This window comes from Bacillus sp. V26 (genome assembly GCF_034296245.1).
Classification (GTDB): Bacteria; Bacillota; Bacilli; order Bacillales; family Bacillaceae; genus Bacillus; species Bacillus halotolerans.
The window spans coordinates 460,976-480,636 of sequence record NZ_JAXKQF010000003.1; the positions used below are offsets into that span (position 1 = coordinate 460,976).

19 protein-coding genes and 1 other annotated feature (1 of these 20 cut by a window edge) are annotated in these 19,661 nt (G+C 46.3%); of the genes, 10 read left to right on the forward strand and 9 right to left on the reverse strand.

Features of this window, described 5'->3' with window-relative positions; genetic code table 11:
- Positions 1-89 (forward strand) — a binding site (T-box leader); it begins 124 nt to the left of the window's first position.
- A gap of 44 nt (positions 90-133) precedes the next feature.
- Together tyrS and UJ203_RS13125 are read left to right on the forward strand one after the other, a co-directional pair.
- The gene (gene tyrS, locus UJ203_RS13120) at positions 134-1,372 is read left to right on the forward strand and encodes a tyrosine--tRNA ligase (RefSeq protein ID WP_322011397.1); all 1,239 of its coding nucleotides are present in this window, start codon (positions 134-136) and stop codon (positions 1,370-1,372) included.
- 153 nt (positions 1,373-1,525) lie between these two features.
- The gene (locus tag UJ203_RS13125) at positions 1,526-2,893 is read left to right on the forward strand and encodes a M28 family metallopeptidase (RefSeq protein ID WP_322011399.1); all 1,368 of its coding nucleotides are present in this window, start codon (positions 1,526-1,528) and stop codon (positions 2,891-2,893) included.
- A gap of 29 nt (positions 2,894-2,922) precedes the next feature.
- Here the strand turns inward: UJ203_RS13125 and ywaC are convergent, their stop codons facing one another.
- Positions 2,923-3,555 (reverse strand): GTP pyrophosphokinase YwaC, encoded by a 633-nt coding sequence (gene ywaC / locus UJ203_RS13130; protein WP_059292252.1) that lies wholly within the window; start codon positions 3,553-3,555, stop codon positions 2,923-2,925.
- A 140-nt stretch (positions 3,556-3,695) separates the two neighbouring features.
- The gene (locus tag UJ203_RS13135; RefSeq protein ID WP_044159973.1) at positions 3,696-4,631 is read right to left on the reverse strand and encodes a 1,4-dihydroxy-2-naphthoate polyprenyltransferase; all 936 of its coding nucleotides are present in this window, start codon (positions 4,629-4,631) and stop codon (positions 3,696-3,698) included.
- Positions 4,632-5,076: 445 nt separating this feature from the next.
- Here UJ203_RS13135 and UJ203_RS13140 point away from each other — a divergent pair, with 445 nt between their 5' ends.
- The 7 genes from UJ203_RS13140 to UJ203_RS13170 all read left to right on the forward strand — a co-directional run bounded on the left by UJ203_RS13140 (position 5,077) and on the right by UJ203_RS13170 (position 11,446).
- Entirely contained in the window at positions 5,077-5,226 is a 150-nt protein-coding gene (locus tag UJ203_RS13140) for a teichoic acid D-Ala incorporation-associated protein DltX (RefSeq protein ID WP_010332387.1), read from the forward strand.
- 17 nt (positions 5,227-5,243) lie between these two features.
- Positions 5,244-6,752, forward strand: a complete 1,509-nt coding sequence (gene dltA, locus UJ203_RS13145; protein WP_322011403.1) for a D-alanine--poly(phosphoribitol) ligase subunit DltA — start codon at positions 5,244-5,246, stop codon at positions 6,750-6,752.
- Positions 6,749-7,936 (forward strand): D-alanyl-lipoteichoic acid biosynthesis protein DltB, encoded by a 1,188-nt coding sequence (dltB, locus tag UJ203_RS13150; RefSeq protein WP_105954474.1) that lies wholly within the window; start codon positions 6,749-6,751, stop codon positions 7,934-7,936. Before dltA ends, dltB begins: the two co-directional genes overlap by 4 nt.
- A gap of 16 nt (positions 7,937-7,952) precedes the next feature.
- The gene (gene dltC, locus UJ203_RS13155) at positions 7,953-8,189 is read left to right on the forward strand and encodes a D-alanine--poly(phosphoribitol) ligase subunit DltC (RefSeq protein WP_044159978.1); all 237 of its coding nucleotides are present in this window, start codon (positions 7,953-7,955) and stop codon (positions 8,187-8,189) included.
- The gene (dltD, locus tag UJ203_RS13160; protein WP_322011406.1) at positions 8,189-9,367 is read left to right on the forward strand and encodes a D-alanyl-lipoteichoic acid biosynthesis protein DltD; all 1,179 of its coding nucleotides are present in this window, start codon (positions 8,189-8,191) and stop codon (positions 9,365-9,367) included. The genes dltC and dltD overlap by 1 nt, the downstream gene beginning before the upstream one ends.
- A gap of 88 nt (positions 9,368-9,455) precedes the next feature.
- Positions 9,456-10,214 (forward strand): SDR family oxidoreductase, encoded by a 759-nt coding sequence (locus UJ203_RS13165; protein WP_322011408.1) that lies wholly within the window; start codon positions 9,456-9,458, stop codon positions 10,212-10,214.
- Positions 10,215-10,354: 140 nt separating this feature from the next.
- Entirely contained in the window at positions 10,355-11,446 is a 1,092-nt protein-coding gene (locus UJ203_RS13170; protein WP_024123332.1) for a branched-chain amino acid aminotransferase, read from the forward strand.
- Between the two features lie 32 nt (positions 11,447-11,478).
- On the opposite strand, the gene licH is transcribed toward UJ203_RS13170, so the two are convergent.
- From licH to UJ203_RS13205, 7 genes are all read right to left on the reverse strand, one after another.
- Positions 11,479-12,807: a 6-phospho-beta-glucosidase LicH gene (licH, locus tag UJ203_RS13175; protein WP_044159985.1), complete on the reverse strand. Its 1,329-nt coding sequence runs from the start codon at positions 12,805-12,807 to the stop codon at positions 11,479-11,481.
- A complete protein-coding gene (gene licA, locus UJ203_RS13180; protein ID WP_024123334.1) occupies positions 12,804-13,136 on the reverse strand; it encodes a PTS lichenan transporter subunit IIA in 333 nt (110 codons plus the stop codon). The genes licH and licA overlap by 4 nt, the downstream gene beginning before the upstream one ends.
- A 17-nt stretch (positions 13,137-13,153) precedes the next feature.
- The gene (gene licC / locus UJ203_RS13185) at positions 13,154-14,512 is read right to left on the reverse strand and encodes a PTS lichenan transporter subunit IIC (RefSeq protein WP_105954479.1); all 1,359 of its coding nucleotides are present in this window, start codon (positions 14,510-14,512) and stop codon (positions 13,154-13,156) included.
- Between the two features lie 15 nt (positions 14,513-14,527).
- Positions 14,528-14,836, reverse strand: a complete 309-nt coding sequence (licB, locus tag UJ203_RS13190) for a PTS lichenan transporter subunit IIB (protein ID WP_024123336.1) — start codon at positions 14,834-14,836, stop codon at positions 14,528-14,530.
- A 133-nt stretch (positions 14,837-14,969) separates the two neighbouring features.
- Positions 14,970-16,889 (reverse strand): transcriptional regulator LicR, encoded by a 1,920-nt coding sequence (licR, locus tag UJ203_RS13195; protein ID WP_322011415.1) that lies wholly within the window; start codon positions 16,887-16,889, stop codon positions 14,970-14,972.
- A gap of 166 nt (positions 16,890-17,055) precedes the next feature.
- Positions 17,056-17,214 carry a hypothetical protein gene (locus tag UJ203_RS13200; protein WP_044159993.1) on the reverse strand — a complete coding sequence of 53 codons (159 nt, stop codon included), beginning with the start codon at positions 17,212-17,214 and terminating at the stop codon, positions 17,056-17,058.
- Between the two features lie 28 nt (positions 17,215-17,242).
- Positions 17,243-17,833: a DNA-3-methyladenine glycosylase gene (locus UJ203_RS13205; protein WP_101864293.1), complete on the reverse strand. Its 591-nt coding sequence runs from the start codon at positions 17,831-17,833 to the stop codon at positions 17,243-17,245.
- Positions 17,834-17,960: 127 nt separating this feature from the next.
- On the opposite strand from UJ203_RS13205, the gene katX reads away from it, so the two are divergent.
- Positions 17,961-19,604: a catalase KatX gene (katX, locus tag UJ203_RS13210; protein WP_322011418.1), complete on the forward strand. Its 1,644-nt coding sequence runs from the start codon at positions 17,961-17,963 to the stop codon at positions 19,602-19,604.
- Positions 19,605-19,661 lie beyond the last annotated feature (57 nt).

Genomic DNA, 19,661 nt, shown 5'->3' on the forward strand with positions numbered 1-19,661 from the left:
AGCAAAGGACGGGAAACCGTTATTCGAATGAGCGGAAGACAATGTCTTCAACCAGGGTGGTACCGCGTGCATTGAGCCACGTCCCTTATCGGGATGCGGCTCTTTTTGTGTTTCTAAAAAAGGAGGAAGAACGATGAAAACATTTGATCAGCTCACAGCAGCACAGCAAAAAGAAGTCGAAAGACAGCTTGATCTATATATGACAGGCGCCCAAGAAGTCATACCGCCGGAGGAATTAAAGGCCAAGCTTGTCAAATCGATTGCGGCAGGCACACCGCTAAAAATTAAACTCGGATTAGACCCTTCTGCACCGGATGTTCATCTGGGACATACGGTCGTTTTAAACAAGCTTCGCCAATTTCAAGAAAACGGCCACATTGTGCAGCTCTTGATTGGCGATTTCACAGGAAAAATCGGTGATCCGACAGGCAAGTCCGTGGCCAGAAAACAGCTGACTGATGAAGAAGTCCAGCACAACGCCAAAACATACTTCCAGCAATTCGGGAAAGTGCTTGATCCAGAAAAAGTCGAGCTGCACTACAACTCGAAATGGCTGAAAACATTGCATCTGGAGGACGTTATTGACTTGGCAGGCAAAATAACAGTAGCCCGCCTGATGGAACGCGATGACTTTGAAGAACGCATCGCCATGCAAAAGCCGATCTCCCTGCATGAATTCTTTTACCCGTTGATGCAGGGATACGATTCCGTCGTTCTGGAAAGCGATATTGAATTAGGCGGAACAGACCAGCATTTCAATGTGCTGATGGGGCGGCATTTTCAAGAACGATACAACAAAGAAAAACAAGTCGTCATCCTGATGCCGCTTTTGGAAGGCTTGGACGGTGTAGAGAAAATGTCGAAATCAAAACACAACTACATCGGCATTGACGAACATCCGAACGACATGTACGGGAAAACAATGTCACTGCCCGACAGCCTGATGAAAAAATACATTCATTTGGCAACGGACTTGGAGCTTGAAGAGAAAAAACGGCTCGTGAAGGACTTAGAAACCGGCGCCGTTCACCCAAGGGATGCCAAAATGCTTTTAGCCAAAACGATTGTCCGAATGTACCACGGATTAGAAGCCGCTGAAGCAGCCGAACAATCTTTCAAAACAGTCTTTCAGGAAAACAGCCTGCCTGAGGATATTCCGGCTGTGAACTGGAAAGGCGAGAAAACGATCGCGATGATCGATCTGCTCGTCACTCTTGATCTTCTCTCTTCGAAAAGCGAGGCGCGCCGCATGATTCAAAACGGCGGTGTCCGGATTAACGGAGAGAAAATAACAGACATTCACGCCGACGCAGAGATAGAGGAGAATATGATCATCCAGGTCGGCAAACGCAAGTTTTTAAAACTCCTATAATTTCATTACCTGACGCTTATGAAATCGGCTTTCATAAGCGTTTTTTTTGCAGGTATAAAGAACTGTCTTTTCAAAAATACGACTTAGTTTGCAGGAAAATCCTTTAGCATCCCGAAATATTCCCCATCCAAACATTAGGGGAGGTTCATGTTTATGAAAAAGCTTTTGACTGTAATGACGATGGCCGTTTTAACGGCCGGCACGGTTCTCTTGCCGGCACAGAGTGTCACCCCTGCTGCACATGCTGTTCAAATATCAGATAGCCAGCGGGAGCTCCCATTCAAAGCAAAGCGCGCATACTCAACCATTTCTCAGCTTAGTGAAACAATCGGCCCCAGAATAGCCGGGACATCTGCCGAAAAAAAGAGTGCCTTATGGATCGCTTCATCCTTGAAAAAATTAAAACTCGATGTGAAGGTTCAAACGTTTGGCATTCCTGACCGACTTGAAGGAACGCTATCCTCAGAAGGCCGTGAGATTCTCATTCGGGCGGCATCCGGCTCTACACCAACTGAAGAAAAGGGCCTCAACGCTCCGCTGTATCACGCCGGTTTAGGATATCCTGATGATTTCTCCGCTGACGCCAAGGGGAAAATCGCTTTGATTTCAAGAGGAGACCTGACATTTTATGAGAAAGCCAGGAATGCCGAGGCGGCCGGCGCAACAGCTGTGATCATTTACAATAATAAGGAAAGCCTTGTGCCTGTCACCCCAAATCTATCAGGAAATACAGTCAGCATTCCTGTCGTCGGAATTAAGAAAGAAGACGGTGAAACTCTTATCCAGCAAAAAGAAGCAACCTTACAACTAAAAGCATTCTCAAACCAAACCTCTCAGAACATCATCGGTATCAAAAAACCAAAGAACATCAAAAATCCTGATATTGTGTACATTACAGCCCATTATGACAGTGTTCCTTTCTCGCCCGGCGCAAATGACAACGGATCAGGCACATCTGTCATGCTGGAAATGGCACGCGTCTTGAAAAGCATTCCTTCTGACAAGGAAATCCGCTTTATCGCCTTTGGCGCTGAAGAGCTCGGCCTGCTCGGCTCCTCTCATTATGTAGATCATCTATCAGAAAAAGAGTTGAAACGAAGCGAAGTAAACTTCAACTTAGACATGGTCGGTACAAGCTGGGAGAATGCGTCTGAGCTGTATGTCAACACATTGGACGGACAATCTAACGATGTTTGGGAATCCAGCCATACGGCCGCTGAAAAAATTGGATTCGACCGCCTGTCTCTGACACAGGGAGGCTCATCCGATCACGTACCGTTCCATGAAGCCGGCATAGATTCCGCTAACTTTATTTGGGGAGATCCGGAAACAGAAGACGTAGAGCCGTGGTACCATACCCCTGAAGACTCTATCGAACATATCAGCAAAGAACGCCTTCAGCAGGCTGGCCACCTTGTGACAGCCTCTGTCTATGAAGCTGTGAAAAAAGAGAAAAAACCAACCGGCAAGAAGGCACATATCAAGGCAAAAGCCTCTGATATTTATGAAGATATCAAATAAAAAAAGACGGCACATTGCTGCCGTCTTTTCTAATCCACTTCTTTCTTAATCCCCAGCATTTTTTCATCTAAATAGTGGGCAATCTCAGCCGCTTCCTTCAGCTCATCGGTTAAATGTTTAGGGACGTCGTTGTTCAGTTTATAGTAGATTTTATGCTCCAAGCTCGCCCAGAAATCCATGGCGATGGTGCGGATTTGAATTTCTGCTTTGACGTATTCCACTCTGTTCGTTAAGTTCACAGGCATTTCAATAATCAAATGCAGGCTTCGGTAGCCGTTCGGTTTCGGATTCTGAATATAATCCTTTACCTTTACGATCCGCAAATCCTCATGCTGCTTCAGGACGTTCACGACATTATAAATATCAGAAATAAAGGAACAAATGATACGCACACCGGCAATATCGTGGATGTTTTCCTTCATTTCCTGTGTCGTAATCTCGCAGCCCTTTCTCATGAGTTTATTTACGATGCTTTCAAAGCTTTTCACACGTGATTTTGTATGCTCAATCGGATTGTGGCCGTGAATTAAATTATATTCCTGACTGATAATCGAAAACTTTGTATCAAGTGCATCTAGCGCAAATTTATAAACTAACAGTTCGTTTTTCCAGTCTTCCATGACGGTTTTTAAATCGTCCATATGTGTTACAGATAAATCCATTTTCGTCATCTCCTTTAACGGATCTTTATCCGCTGTCCATGTACTAGACGTGCCTGCCTGCTGCTAGGTTCTATGAATTTTTTTACAAAATCCTGTCGAATGTAACAAAAAAAGACCGCACGAAAAAGCGGTCTTCTTACTTACCGGAAATAGCTGATCAATAATCCAATTGACAGCAGGAATCCGAAAAATGTATTGGTTTGCGCTGTGGATTTCATCGCCACAATCATATTCATCGGTAATTCTTTTTTGACGAAGCCTTTCACCGCCTGAACCGGCTTAGGCACGCTCAAAAAGACGACAAACAGCCATGGGCTTGCAGCTCCGGTAATAACCAAGCCGACAACCCAAATATAAGCCACAGCAAACGATGCAGCCAGCAGAGTGACGGCTCCTTTATGCCCCATCAGGATCGCCAATGTTTTGCGTCCGCCTTTTTTATCCTCTTCGATATCACGAATATTGTTCGACAGGTTGATCGCGCCGACAAGAATCGCAATCGGAATCGAAATCAAAATGCTTTGCATATTGATCTTATCTGTCTGAATAAAAAACGAAATCAGCACAAACACCGAACCCATGCAAATGCCTGAGAATAACTCACCGAACGGTGTATATGCAATCGGCAGAGGCCCGCCTGTATACAGGTAGCCGATCGCCATTCCAACGAGACCGATGGCAGCCAGCCACCAGCTGCTGCTCATGCAAATATAAACACCGAGTAAAATGGCAATGCCGTATGAAGCGAGAGCTAATTGCAGAATCGTTTTGGGCTTCATACCATGTCTGACAATTGCGCCGCCGATTCCGACAGATTCAGCTGTATCTAACCCGCGTTTAAAATCGTAGTATTCATTGAATAAGTTCGTCGCGATCTGGATCCATAAGCAAGAAAACAGCATAGCCAGAAACAGCAGCAAATCAACCTTCACATAAAACATCGCCAAAACTGTTCCGAGAAGCACAGGAACAAACGACGCCGTTAATGTATGCGGACGCGTTAATTGCCACAGGATCTGCCCCATACTTTCTTTTTCCGGCGCTGTCTGACCCTCACCCTTATTTGTTTGGTTCATCTTCCTCTTCCTTTCTATTAAAAGGCTTACTTTTTTTCAGCCGGCCACTTGATGAAACTTGCGTTTTGCTTCCTTATCTATCATAATGACTTCTCCACCATTTCACAAGATACCTTAAGCGGGCGTTTTCCTTCTTATTATACGCTTTCTGCCCTGATTTCATTAGAGTTCTGCCTGCGCCTTTACAAACAGGAGCGGAAAAATTTTTTTAAATCATTTACGCTTTTTAAAAGTTAAAAAGTTCTCTTCATAACATTTATTCTTTCCTTTATAATGAATCAGTCAGAGAAACTTCATTCATACTCTTTCAAAGATAAAAATTCACTTCTGAAGGCAGAAGCCGATATATAAATTTGAGGGATATTAGGGAAAATATGAAACTTTTTGCGCATCCGCTCGTCATATACTCATGTAATTGTCGAAAAAACGGGAAGGGAATTTGAATATGCTGCAATTAATGAAACAGCTGTATGAAAAACCCGCTGTCAAGTGGACATGTCATACAGGCTTTTATTTGTTGATACTGCTTGTTTTGTTTTTTATGTATGGTTTTCACACCGCGAATACCGGTTCTTATATTTATAACGATTTCTAATTGGAGAGAGAATAACAATGAAACTTTTAGATGCTATTCAAACACATGCGGAAACTTATCCGCAAACCGAAGCCTTCCGCTCTCAAGGCCAGTCGCTCACATATCAGGAACTTTGGGCGCTGTCTGACCGTGCGGCTGCCGCGATCAAAAAACGCGTTTCTGGAGAAAAGGGTTCTCCTGTTCTGGTGTACGGACATATGGAACCGCACATGATTGTCTCCTTTTTAGGAAGCGTCAAGGCGGGACATCCTTATATCCCGGTTGACTTGTCCATTCCGTCCGAGCGGATTGCGAAAATCATTGAAAGCTCGGGCGCCGAATTGCTGATTCACGTATCTGGTCTTCCTGTTGATATTGACAGCGGGCTGATTCAGACAGTATCAGCGGAAGAACTGCTGGAAAACGAAGGCACTATCAGCCGTGATCAATGGGTGACGGAACACGAAACGTTTTATATCATTTACACTTCCGGAAGCACGGGCAATCCGAAAGGCGTGCAGATTTCTGCCGCAAACCTTCAAAGCTTCACAGACTGGATTTGCGCGGACTTCCCGATCAACGGAGGCAAAACGTTTTTAAACCAAGCGCCGTTTTCATTTGATTTATCCGTCATGGATCTTTATCCGTGCCTTCAGTCAGGCGGTACTTTACACTGCGTGACAAAGGACGCCGTGAATAAGCCGAAGATCTTATTCGAAGAGCTCAAAAAGTCCGGGCTGAATATATGGACATCGACGCCATCCTTTGTGCAAATGTGCCTGATGGATCCTGGATTTTCACAAGATCTGCTTCCTGAGGCGGACACATTTATGTTTTGCGGAGAGGTTCTCCCGGTTTCTGTAGCCGAAGCGCTGCTTGAGCGTTTCCCGAAAGCGAGAATCTTTAATACGTACGGTCCGACTGAGGCGACAGTCGCTGTTACGTCCGTTGAAATTACAAGTGACATCATCAGCCGGCACGAATCTCTGCCAGTCGGCTTCGCCAAACCGGATATGAACATTTTGATTATGGATGAACAGGGGAACCAGCTCCCGGATGGAGAAAAAGGCGAAATCGTCATTGCAGGCCCGAGTGTAAGCCGCGGCTATCTCGGTGAGCCTGAGCTGACAGATAAAGCATTCTTCTCTTATGAAGGCCAATGGGCATACCGAACTGGCGATGCTGGTTATACACAAGATGGTCAGATTTTCTGCCAAGGCCGCTTAGATTTCCAGATTAAACTTCACGGGTACCGGATGGAGCTGGAGGAAATTGAGTTTCATGTGAGACAGTCTCAGTACGTGCGCTCAGCTGTTGTGATTCCGTATCAGCCAAACGGAACTGTCGAATATCTGATAGCTGCAATTGTTCCTGAGGAGCACGAATTCCAGAAGGAGTTCCAGCTGACGAGTGCGATTAAAAAAGAGCTTGCCGCTTTCCTGCCGGCTTATATGATTCCGAGAAAGTTCATTTATCAGGATCACATTCAAATGACGGCTAACGGCAAAATTGACCGGAAACGCATCCGCGAAGAGGTTCTTGTATGACGCCTTACAGCTCGTTTTTATTCTTTATATTGCTTGGCATTCTTCTTCTGCCGACCATCATTCTCGGCTTGAACGGAAAAAGATTTCAGGCATACAACATGTTTATATCCATTCTTATATTGGCTCTGATTTTCTCGCATGACTTACACGGCGTCATCGCCCTGTGTCTGTTTACCATATGGCAGGTGCTCCTGATCAGCGGCTACCTGGCGTACCGGCAGAAAGCGAACAGCGGCTTTGTCTTTTGCTCGGCTGTTATCGCGTCTATTCTGCCTTTATTCTTGTCAAAAATATGGCCGTTTCTTTCTCATCCGCAGCCGCATCATCCGCCGCATAACCTGATCAGCTTTTTAGGGATTTCGTATTTAACCTTTAAAGGCGTTCAGCTGATTATGGAAGCGAGAGACGGGCTGCTGAAGGAACAGCTCCCGCTTCACCGCCTGCTGTATTTCATCCTGTTTTTCCCGACGATTTCTTCCGGTCCGATTGACAGGTACCGCAGATTCGTCAAGGATGAGCAGAAGGCATGGACAAAAGAGGAATATGCCGATCTGCTGTATACAGGGATTCACAAGATCTTCATTGGATTCCTTTACAAGTTCATTATCGGTTATGCGATCAACACGTATTTCATCATGAACCTTCCCGCGATCACGCACAATAAGATCCTCGGGAATCTGTTATATATGTACGGCTACAGCATGTATTTATTCTTTGATTTTGCCGGCTATACGATGTTTGCCGTCGGGGTCAGCTATATTATGGGGATTAAATCGCCGGAAAACTTTAATAAACCGTTTATCAGCAAAAATATTAAAGATTTCTGGAACCGCTGGCATATGTCTCTGTCATTTTGGTTCAGAGACTATGTATTTATGAGATTTGTATTTTGGATGACAAAGAAAAAGTGGATCAAAAACCGTATGGCCGTCTCAAATATCGGGTATTTCCTGTTGTTTATGCTGATGGGGGTTTGGCACGGCCTTGCGCCGCAATATATCATCTACGGCCTCTATCACGCCGTCCTGATGACGTGTTACAACTTTTTCGAGAAGTGGAATAAGAAATATAAATGGCTCCCGTCCAACCGCTGGACAACGATTCTCGCTATTGTGATCACGTTCCATTTTGTTTGCTTTGGGTTTTATATTTTCTCAGGAAAGCTATTTCATCACCATCATTAAAGGAGATTAGAAAACTATGGATTTTAAACAAGAGGTATTAGACGTTTTAGCAGAGGTTTGCCAGGATGACATCGTAAAGGAAAACCCTGATATTGACATTTTTGAAGAAGGTTTGCTTGATTCTTTTGGAACAGTAGAATTGCTGCTTGCGATTGAAAACCGTTTTGATATTCTGGTGCCGATCACTGAATTCGACCGGGATGTATGGAATACGCCTAATCACATTGTAAACCAGCTGTCTGAGTTGAAATAATGAAAAAGCGTTTTTTCGGTCCAATTATTTTGGCGTTTATTCTATTCGCAGGCGCCATCGCAGTTCCATCTTCATGGCTGACAGGCTTCATCACCGATAAGCGGGTGAAAGAATCAGCAACAGCCTTGAATCCGAGTATGTTTCAAGGGCTATATTTACAAGATCAAATGCTCAAAAATCCGACATATCTTCCGATTTACGGGTCTTCTGAGCTTTCCCGGCTGGATGAGTTCCACCCATCCAATTATTTTAAAGTAAACAATGAGGGATTTACGCCTTACCTTGTCGGCAAAGGCGGGTCCCAGTCATTGATACATTCCTTAAACTTCGCTGCCCATATGGATCAGCTGAAGGGCAAAAAAATGGTTTTCATCGTTTCTCCGCAGTGGTTTATTAAGCGCGGGTCTGATGAACAGCATTTTGCGCCGAACTATTCCGCGCTTCAAGGGCTGGATTTGGCTTTTAACGAGCAGATCGACCCTGACGTCAAAAAGAAAATGATGAAGCGTATGCTGCGCTTCAAAGCTGTTCAAAACGATGCTGTACTTTCCGAGCTTTATAAGGCGATGGTGAATGGCCAGACATGGAAAGTGAACGCGCTGAAGCCGGCGGCAAAAGTATATTACAAGATGCTAGAAAAGAAAGACCTTTATTATTCAACGACGGAAACCACGGGACCAAAGCGGTATATCTCACAATCCGTGAAGGATAAGTCATGGTCTGAATTAAATAAACTGGCCGATGAATCAGGCAAACGCCACTCCGGGTCTAACGATTTTCACATCGACAATCCTGTTTATAAAAAGCTGAAGCCGAAAGTGCCTAAGCTGAAAGGAAAAAACAAAGGCAGATCGTATGCGAAGTCACCGGAATACGGCGATTTTGAGCTGATGCTTAATATCCTGAAAGACGCGGGCGCAGAGCCTATGTTTGTCACCATCCCTGTTAACGGAAAATGGTATGACTACACAGGCTTCCCGAAAAAAGGGCGCACGGACTATTATGAAAAGGTCAATAAACAGATTAAAGCGAAGGGCTTCCAAGTCGCTGATTTTTCAGGTCATGAATATGACCCTTATTTTATGAAAGATACCATCCACATCGGCTGGAAAGGCTGGGTGTATGTGGATAAGGCAATTGATGAATTCTATAAAACCGGAAAGGTTACTTCATCGTGAGCATCTATTAGGACGCGGCTGCATATTTCCTGCTAAGATTTGAAATAGTAAAGGAATCACAGCCAGCTTGATAAGAGGTGTTACAACAATGAAGATGACAGGCAATACGGTTTTGATCACAGGCGGTTCAGCAGGCATCGGGCTTGAACTGGCCAAACGGCTGCTTGAGCTCGGGAATGAAGTGATCATTTGCGGACGCAGCGAAACGCGTCTTGCAGAAGCGAAAAAACAGCTCCCAGCCCTCCATACAAAACAATGCGATGTCGCAGACCGCACGGAGCGTGAGGCATTGTTTGAATGGGCCCAGAAGGAATTTCCAAAGCTGAACGTTCTCGTTAACAATGCGGGCATTCAAAAGGAAATCGACTTTACAAAAGGGACTGAGGAGCTCTTTGTGGACGGGGATGAAATTGAGCTGAATTTTCAAGCGCCTGTCCATTTATCAGCTCTTTTTACGCCTCACTTGATGAATCAGCCGGAAGCGGCAATTGTTCAGGTAACGTCCGGGCTCGCGTTTAACCCGTTAGCTGTTTATCCGGTGTACTGTGCAACAAAAGCGGCGCTCCACTCCTTCTCACTCACGCTCAGACATCAGCTTCGCGATACAAGCGTTGAAGTGATCGAGATGGCGCCGCCTATGGTTGACACGGGATTAAATCAAAAGTCACGCGATAAGCAAGGTCTGACGTACCGCGGCATTACACCTGAAGAATATGTTCAATATTTCTTAGACGGCTTAAAAGAAGGCAAACAAGAGATTACAAATGAACGTGTCGAAGGTCTGCGGAATGCGGTCCGTGCCGATTACGACAGAGTATTTGAACAAATGAATGCGCAGGAGAATTAATTTCTCCTGCTTTTTCTTATAAATTTTTTACAAATTTGAGCAAACCTATTGCGATTATTTGGTGAAGGTATACAATAGAATATAAAATATTTTCAAATAAGTTTGATAATATAAACAATTTAACAACAGGGAGATTGACCATGACTAAACAAACGATTCGAGTTGAATTAACATCAGCCAAAAAACCGAAACCAGATCCAAATCAGCTTTCTTTCGGAAGAGTGTTTACAGACCACATGTTTGTAATGGACTACGCATCTGATAAAGGCTGGTACGATCCGAGAATCATTCCTTATCAAGCCGTTTCAATGGACCCGGCCGCAATGGTATATCACTATGGCCAAACGGTGTTTGAAGGCTTAAAGGCTTACGTCACAGAGGATGACCATGTTCTGCTTTTCAGACCGGAAAAAAATATGGAGCGCCTGAATAAATCAAATGACCGCATCTGTATTCCGCAAATTGATGAAGAACAGGTTCTTGAGGGTTTAAAACAGCTGATCGCTATTGATAAAGACTGGATTCCAAATGCGGAGGGCACGTCCCTTTACATCCGTCCATTCATTATCGCAACCGAACCTTTCCTTGGTGTCGCGGCATCTCATACGTATAAGCTCTTTATCATCCTTTCTCCGGTCGGCTCCTATTACAAAGAAGGCATTAAGCCTGTCAAAATTGCTGTGGAAAGTGAATTTGTCCGTGCGGTAAAAGGCGGAACGGGAGATGCAAAAACCGCAGGAAACTACGCTTCAAGCTTAAAAGCGCAGCAGGTAGCAGAGGAGAAAGGATTTTCTCAGGTTCTCTGGCTGGACGGCATTGAGAAAAAATACATCGAAGAAGTCGGCAGCATGAACATCTTCTTTAAAATCAACGGTGAAATTGTGACACCGATGCTGAACGGCAGCATTCTGGAAGGCATCACGCGCAATTCCGTCATTACCTTGCTTAAGCATTGGGGGCTTCCGGTATCAGAACGAAGAATCGCCGTTGATGAAGTCATCCAAGCCCATAAAGACGGCGTTCTTGAAGAAGCCTTCGGAACGGGTACGGCTGCTGTTATTTCTCCAGTCGGCGAACTGATCTGGAATGACGAAACACTGATGATCAACAACGGTGAAACGGGAGAAATCTCTAAAAAGCTGTATGACACGATCACAGGCATTCAAAAGGGTACAGTTCCTGATGAATTTGGATGGACGACTGAAGTCGCAACGCTCACTGAAAGCAAATAAACAAAAAACCGGCCCAAAACGGGCCGGTTTTTTTATGCTTCAATTTTGTTAAAGAATTGCGGCAGATGTGCTTTGTGCGCCTCCAGCATTTCGTCTAAGATCTGTTTGGCCACTGTGTCGGATGGTACGAGAGGGTTAATCGTCATGGCAAGCAGCGCTGTTTGGTAGTCGCCTGTGACAGCCGCTTCCGCCGCGACACGCTCAAATGATTTGATTTGCTGGACGAGACCGCGGACAGATACTGGCAGATCCCCTACGGCGATTGGCTTAGGGCCGTTTTTCGTCATCACGCAGTTTACTTCAACAGCGGAATCGTCTGGAATGCTTGCAATCGCACCGTTATTGACCGTGTTCACCGGCTGAATGTCGTGTTTATCATTGTAAATGGAGCTGATGAGATTGCACGCTGCATCGCTGTAGTAAGCACCTCCGCGTTTTTCAAGCTGCGGCGGCTTGATCGCCAAATTTGGATCTTTATAAAGCTCGAACAGCTCTTGCTCTACCTTTTGCACCACTTCAGCACGGGTGCCTTCCGTTTGTGATGCTTCAAGCTCGTGCTCGAACATTTCTTTTGTTTTGAAATAGTAGCGGTGGTAGCCGCAAGGGATCATGTCGAGTGCTTTTAAGAATTCTGGCTCCCACTCAGCGCCGGAGATGTTTTTCATTGTCATCGCGTTTTTCGGATCACCCATCGCTTCAATGACTTTATCCTTCACGCTGACGCCGTCTAAGAAGACGTCCATTCCGAACACCATATGATTCAATCCGGCAAATTGAACCTCTACCCGGTCAACATCTACATCGAGCGCTTTCGCTACGCCCATTTTGATGCCGATCGGGACATTGCAGAGACCGACGACTTTCTTCAGGTTGGAGTAGCGAAGCAAGGCCTCCGTCACCATACCTGCCGGATTTGTGAAATTGACGAGCCATGCGTTCGGACAAAGCTCCTCGATGTCCTTCGCAATCTCTAGGATGACCGGAATGGTGCGTAATCCTTTAAAGAGTCCTCCCGGGCCGTTTGTTTCCTGACCGATGACGCCATATTTTAATGGAATGCGCTCATCCTTGGCTCTCGCCTGCAGCAGTCCGACCCGGAATTGAGTCGTCACAAAGTCTGCATCTTTCAGCGCTTCCCTCCTGTCCAAAGTGAGGTGAATGTCGATCGGGACACCGGCTTTTTCAACCATCCGCTTGGCGAGCGTGCCGACAATGTTCAATTTTTCCTCGCCTTCAGGAATATCAACGAGCCATAATTCACGTACAGGCAGCTCTTTGTACCGTTTGATTAAACCTTCCACAAGCTCCGGTGTATAGCTTGAACCTCCGCCAATCGTTACAATTTTCAATCCTTTTGTCATATGCTTGCTCCCCCTTGCACGGTGATTTTTTCATATAGCTCAATGAATTCAGCCGCCAAATCCTTGACTGTCATGGCATTCATTAAATGATCCTGTGCGTGGACCATCAGCAGTGTCATTTCTGTTTTTTCTCCGCCTGCTTCACTTTGGATCAGTTCTGTCTGATAATGATGGGCTTTTGATAATTCATCCGCAGCTTCTTGAAGCTTACTCCGCGCCTCTTCGCTGTCGCCGTTTTTCGCGGCGGCGATCGCTTCCATTGCGGAGCTCCTTCCGTTTCCTCCGTGAAGAATGATTTGAAAAATAATTTGCTCCATTTTCTCATTCACGCGACTCACTCCTTTCTTTACAAAGCCGCCTCTTTGTCGTCTGAAACAGCAGGCGTTTGAACGAGCTCTAATTCGTTTTCTTCTTTCAGTTTCTGTTTATCCCACATTCTGAAGAACGGGTAGTAGACAACAAAGGAAACGGCGATATTAATGGCTTGCATGACCGCGCCTGATATTTTGCCTCCTGTCGCCAAGTAGCCTGAAAAGATCGGCGGCATGGTCCACGGGACTGCGATACCCGCAGGTTTGGCGACAAGTCCGGTGCTCATTCCGATGTATGTGAGTGTCAGTGTGATAAGCGGCGTGACGATAAACGGAATCAAGAGCATCGGGTTCATGACGATCGGCATTCCGAAAATGATCGGTTCGTTAATATTGAAGACCGCCGGGCCGACCGCAAGCTTTCCGAGCTGCTTCATTTGTTTGCTTCGGGCGCGAAGGAACATCGTGACAACCAGTGCAAGAGTGGCACCGCTTCCGCCGATATTGACCCAGATATCGAAAAATTGCTGGGTGAAAATCTTAGGCAGCTCCTCACCTGCCTGGAACGCGATCCGGTTGGCATCCATGGCGCCGTACCAAATCGGTGCCATAACGCCGCCGACAATGTTGGCGCCGTGTAGACCGCAGGCCCATAAAAGCATTTTGACGGCTTCTGCGATAAGGCTGCCCCCGAGGCTTCCGCCAAGAATGGAGAGCGGCGTCCCCAGTAAAACGCTTACAATATTATGAAGGCTTTCAAACGGTGTCGCTTCAACAATTAGTCGGGCTGCCCAAATCAGGAAGATGACGGCAAAGCCGGGGATTAAAGCGACAAATGACTTGCTGACCGCCGGCGGAACACCATCCGGCATTTTAAAAACCATATTGCGCTGGATAATGAGACGGTAAATCTCTGTTGACACCATCGCGATAATCATGGCGACAAACAGGCCTTTACTTCCCATCAGCGAAAGCGGAATACCGCCGCTGACCATCATCTCTTTCGTCGAGCCATCCGGCGTAAACGGCACTTGATACGGTGTCGCTAAGAGGAAAGCCGCAAGGGAGATGGCACCGGCCGACAAGGCATCGACCCCATATTTCTCCGCCAGCCTGTAGGCGATGCCGAATGCGGCGACAAGCCCCATAATTTCAAAGGTGGCGTCAACCGGGTAAGCGAGTTTCTCAGACCAGGCGCTGCCGAACGTTTTTGCCATAAAATCGGCATATCCGGGAATCGGGAGGTTGCCGATGATGAGGAAAAAGGAGCCGATGATAATAAGCGGCATTGTTAAAATGATACCGTCACGGAGCGCCTGCAAATGACGCTGTCCCGCAATTCTTCCCGCTATAGGCATGACCTTCTCTTCTAACAACTGATTGACTTTATTCACATAGCCCGCCCCTCTCTATGACGCGTTTCCAAGCTGTTCAGCCGATTTCAGCACTTCCGCTCCGTTGCACGTCCCATAATGGACTGTGTTAATGACGTCTACCGGAACACCCTTTGATTCTCCTAGTTTTTTCAGCTGAGGAAGCATGTAACGGACTTGCGGGCCGAGGAGCAATACATCCGCTTTATCGATATGATTTTGTACAGAATCACCTGATACTGCCCAAATGGTATAGTCTTTTCCTTGTTCCTGCGCGCTTTTTTCCATCTTGCTGACGAGTAAGCTTGTTGACATGCCTGCTGCACAAACGAGTAATATATTCATGTAAAAGACCCCCTAAGAGTTTGATAGAATTTGTATGTCCTGCTGTTGATAACATCATATTATGAAATCGCTTTCATAAACACTCAAGGTTTTTCCGCAGGAAACGGAAAAAAGGTATATCCAGGCTGTCAGTTTATCGTTTTTTGTCAAACACTTCGGAGAGCTCTTGGTATGTGCGGCTTTTTAACAGCTGGCTTACCGCTGCCGGATCATCCAAAATACTGCCGAGCAGTTTATACATGCTTTGCAAATCCGCTTTGTTTTCCTTTTCGACACAAAGCAGGCAAACAAATTGAACCCGTTTATTCTCCCAGTCTATCGGCTTTTTGAGCGTACAGACGGCCCAAAATGTCGTTTGCGTCTGCGGGACGAGCGGGTGCGGAATGGCCACGAGGTTGCCGAAGCACGTTGGCGACATCTCTTCTCTATCAAATATAGAATCTATGATTTCCTTATTCGCATAGCCGCCGTCTACTGCTTTCTGACCTAAAAATTGAATCACTTCTTCTTTCGAACGCAGATCCTTCTGGAAAAAAACGAGATCCTTTTTGAGATAGCTGACAGCTTTTTCTTTCTCATCATTCAGGATGGATTCTATTTTTGTAAAATCGGTTCCGCCTAAGATGGTGTTTACCTTCAGTACAGGCACAGGGAGTTCTTTTTTGATCGGAATGGTGCTGACGACAAAATCAATCGATTCATAAGACAACTGGTCAAGACTGTAATATTCAGCCGTGCCGAGAATATCGATCCGTTTGCCGAAGTGGGAGCGAAGTTTTTCCCTCAGAAGCTGGGCGCTTCCCGCACCTGATGCACAAACGATGATGCAGCGCTTCGGCGGGCTTTCTGTTTTCTTCCGTTCAATTGCGGCGCCGAAGTGCAGCGCTAAATAACCGACTTCATTTTCATGAATATCGATGCCCGTTTTTTCTTTTATGACGATTCCGGCGATGATTCCGGCCTCAAAGGCGAGAGGATAATTTTCTTTGATCGCTGCCAACATCGGATTTCGCAGATTCATGCCATACCGGTTGCGGGTGACCGCGGGTTTTACATGCAGTGCCAAGCCAATTTTCAGCTCTTGATCATGCAGGATGCCGAGCTTTAATTCTCGGTCGACCGCTTCGATCATGGAGGCAGTCAGCCGATCTGTTTCTTCATCCATTGAAAATTCGCCTTCTCCGCACTGCGGCTGTGTCATTCGTTTCGTGCCGAGAAGATGCATGGCAATATAAGCCGTTTCATTTTCCGGAAACGTGACGCTAAGGGCTGATTCCAGTTCTTTCACAATTGCTTCAGCAGCCTGGTATTCTTTTTGATGCAGAATGTGATCCATATCTTCCGGGAAAAGAGAAACATAGTGTGCCGTTCTGATCCGCTTACAGGCGATGGCGATATGAATGATGAGGTTATTCAATCCAAGGTTAGACAGAGGAATCCGGTCGTTTTTAATCTTTCTCATAATCACAGAATGGATGATCTCAATTTCTTCCTTTGGCAAAATATCAGCCTTTTCATTCAGAAAATCAATCTCTGTTTCTCTTTCATCAACAATGTACTCCGCCATACAGTACCTCATCTGCACCTCGTCTCCGCGCAGCTTGAAGCCGTAATTCGGGCGTGTTTCCATGACAATGCGGTAAGGAAGCAGCCGTTTCTTCACTTCCTTTAAATCGGTTTGGAGTGTAGATTTTGAGATAAAAAGTTCTTCGGCCAGCTCATCCAGCTTGAGATAATGCTCCGCCAGCAGCAGCCGTTTCATGAGATATGTAATCCTCTCCTCGGGAAATACCGGCAGCCCCTTTTTCTGCTGAAACGCGTCTTGCAGCAGCGTTCTAAAGGTCTGCTCGTCATGAATGCGCAGCTTGTATCCCGAGCCTCTTACCGATTGAACCAAGGCGCCATGGCCGCTTATCACATCTTGGAGTTCCTTTATATCATTGCGGACCGTCCGCGTCGTCACATGTAAATGTGCGGCAAATACCGAGCTTGTCACCGGAGCTTCTGCCGCCATCAATAAGCGCAGAATTTCACGAAGTCGCCCATGCAGCATGAGAAAAACCTCCTATCAAGATAGATGCAGGAATTACATAAGTAGGCAGAAAGGATGTGGTGAAGGGAAAGCGAAATGTATATAAATTCTATAATGGGGAGAAATGCAAGTCAATGAACATCGGGAGGACAAGAGGGAAAACAGACCCATAAAAAAACAGCCGGGATCAGCCGGCTGTTCGGGATGCGGACATGTTCTTTTGTTTAGACGCCTTGCGGTCCTTCATGATTTTTCGAACAACCGGGTAAATGACCGGCGCCCATTTGATAACGGTTTTGATCATTTTTTTCAAAGCTCCGATTCTCCCTTCTTTTTTCTCAACCATTCCCCTGATTCCCCTTTGTTTAAACATGCTAACGCGACACGTACCTGTTTCCCGTCACCCAGAAACGCCACGGATAATCGCGCGCCTCTCCGCTGTTGTCGATGCCGATCCGCGGGCCGGTTGACATGTCTTCCGGTGTGTACCCGCTTTCAATGTAAAGCGGCTGTTCCGTGATCCAGCGTCCGTAGTCATTCATCGTGACGCCAAGCGCTTTCGTTAACTTTCCGGGACCATTTGTCCATTCTCTCGGACGCCGGCCCGGCCTTCTTTCCTCCATTAACAGCTGGCCTTCATGAGGCTCAATTGCCCTGATTAATACCGCTTGCGGAACATCCTCTTCTGCGGCAACGACGTTCAGCAATGTATGGGTGTGCATCACATACGTATACACACGGCCAGCTTCAGCAAACATAATCTCAGTCCGCTTCGTACGGCGGTTGTTAAAGCTGTGGGCTGCTCTGTCCCCGGCTCCCATATAGGCCTCTGTTTCCACAATAAAACCTGAAGCTGTCCCTTCATCCGTTTCCTTTACCAAAAGACAGCCGAGAAGAGAAGGAGCCAGTTCTAGGGCCGTTTTTTGATAAAACGTGATGGGCAGCGGATTTCTTTTTCTGGTCACGAATGTCGTACTCTCCTTTTTTCGTTTTGGTAATTGTACCATTCCCGAAGCAGCTAAAAAAAAACTTCAGTTTTAAAATTCTTCCATTAAGGGAATATTGTTACCGTTCAAAAAGGAGGCTCAACCAATGAAAGATGATCATCAAAAAGAGTATCACGGCACAAATGTCGAAGGCAGTGAGGATGCGCTTTCTCATAAGACATCCGGGAAAAACGAGTCAGAGGATACCTTGACGAACAGACAGGGGCATCCTGTCACCGACAACCAGAATGTGAGGACGGTCGGGAACAGAGGGCCGACAACGCTGGAAAATTACGATTTTCTCGAAAAAATCAGCCACTTTGACAGGGAACGCATTCCCGAACGTGTTGTGCATGCCAGGGGTGCAGGCGCACACGGGTATTTCGAAGCCTATGGCAGTTTTGGAGACGAGCCGATTTCAAAGTACACACGAGCGAAGCTTTTCCAGGAAAAAGGCAAGAAAACGCCGGCATTTGTCCGTTTTTCCACGGTGAATCACGGAAAGCATTCACCTGAAACCTTACGGGACCCGCGCGGTTTTGCCGTTAAGCTTTATACTGAAGACGGAAACTGGGATTTGGTCGGGAACAACCTGAAAATCTTTTTTATTCGCGATCCGCTGAAATTCCCGGATCTTGTACACGCGTTTCAGCCTGATCCGGTGACCAATATCCAAGATGGTGAACGTATTTTCGACTTCATTTCTCAATCTCCTGAAGCGACACATATGATCACATTCTTGTTTTCGCCTTGGGGCATTCCTGCCAACTACCGGCAGATGCAGGGTTCAGGCGTTCACGCCTACAAATGGGTAAATGAGGAAGGCAAGGGCGTTCTTGTGAAATACCATTTTGAACCGAAACAGGGCATCCGCAACCTGACACAGAAGGAAGCAGAAGAGATTCAGGGGAAAAACTTCAACCACGCGACACAGGATTTGTATGAAGCGATTGAAAACGGCGATTATCCTGAGTGGGAGGTGTATGCCCAAATCATGAGTGATGACGAGCATCCGGAGCTCGACTTTGATCCGCTTGATCCGACTAAGCTGTGGTATAAAGAGGACTTCCCGTGGAAGCCGATCGGCAAATTAGTGTTAAACAAAAACCCTGAGAATTACCATTCTGAAGTAGAACAGGCTTCATTCGGTACAGGGGTCCTTGTCGACGGGCTTGATTTTTCTGATGACAAATTGCTTCAAGGCCGGACGTTTTCCTATTCCGATACGCAGCGGTACAGAGTTGGCGCAAACTACCTGCAGCTGCCAATCAATTCACCGAAAAAACACGTCGCGACCAACCAGCAAGGGGGGCAAATGCAATACCGCGTGGATATCGGCGAAGGTCAAAATCCGCATGTCAACTATGAACCGTCAATTATGGGCGGGCTGAAGGAAGCGAAGCAAGATGGTAAAGACCACACCCCGCATGTCGAAGGTAACCTGAAGCGGGAAGCGATCGACAGAACGAACAATTTCGGACAAGCCGGTGAAACGTACCGGAGATTTACAGAGTTTGAGCGCACTGAACTCATCACAAATCTGGTCAATACGCTTTCAACCTGCAGAAAAGAAATTCAGGAGCAAATGATTGAGAATTTCACAAAAGCCGATCCGGACTACGGAAAACGCGTTGCGGAAGGGCTGAAAAAGGCTTCAGAAAATAACAGCAACGGACCGATCGGCACGACAGAAACGGCTCAAGCCGCCGAGCAGGCTGAACAGGAAAGCCATCCGTCTGATCCGTATTAACACCAAAAACAGGACTTTTTGAAGTCCTGTTTTTTATTTCCCTATTGAAACGTTTTG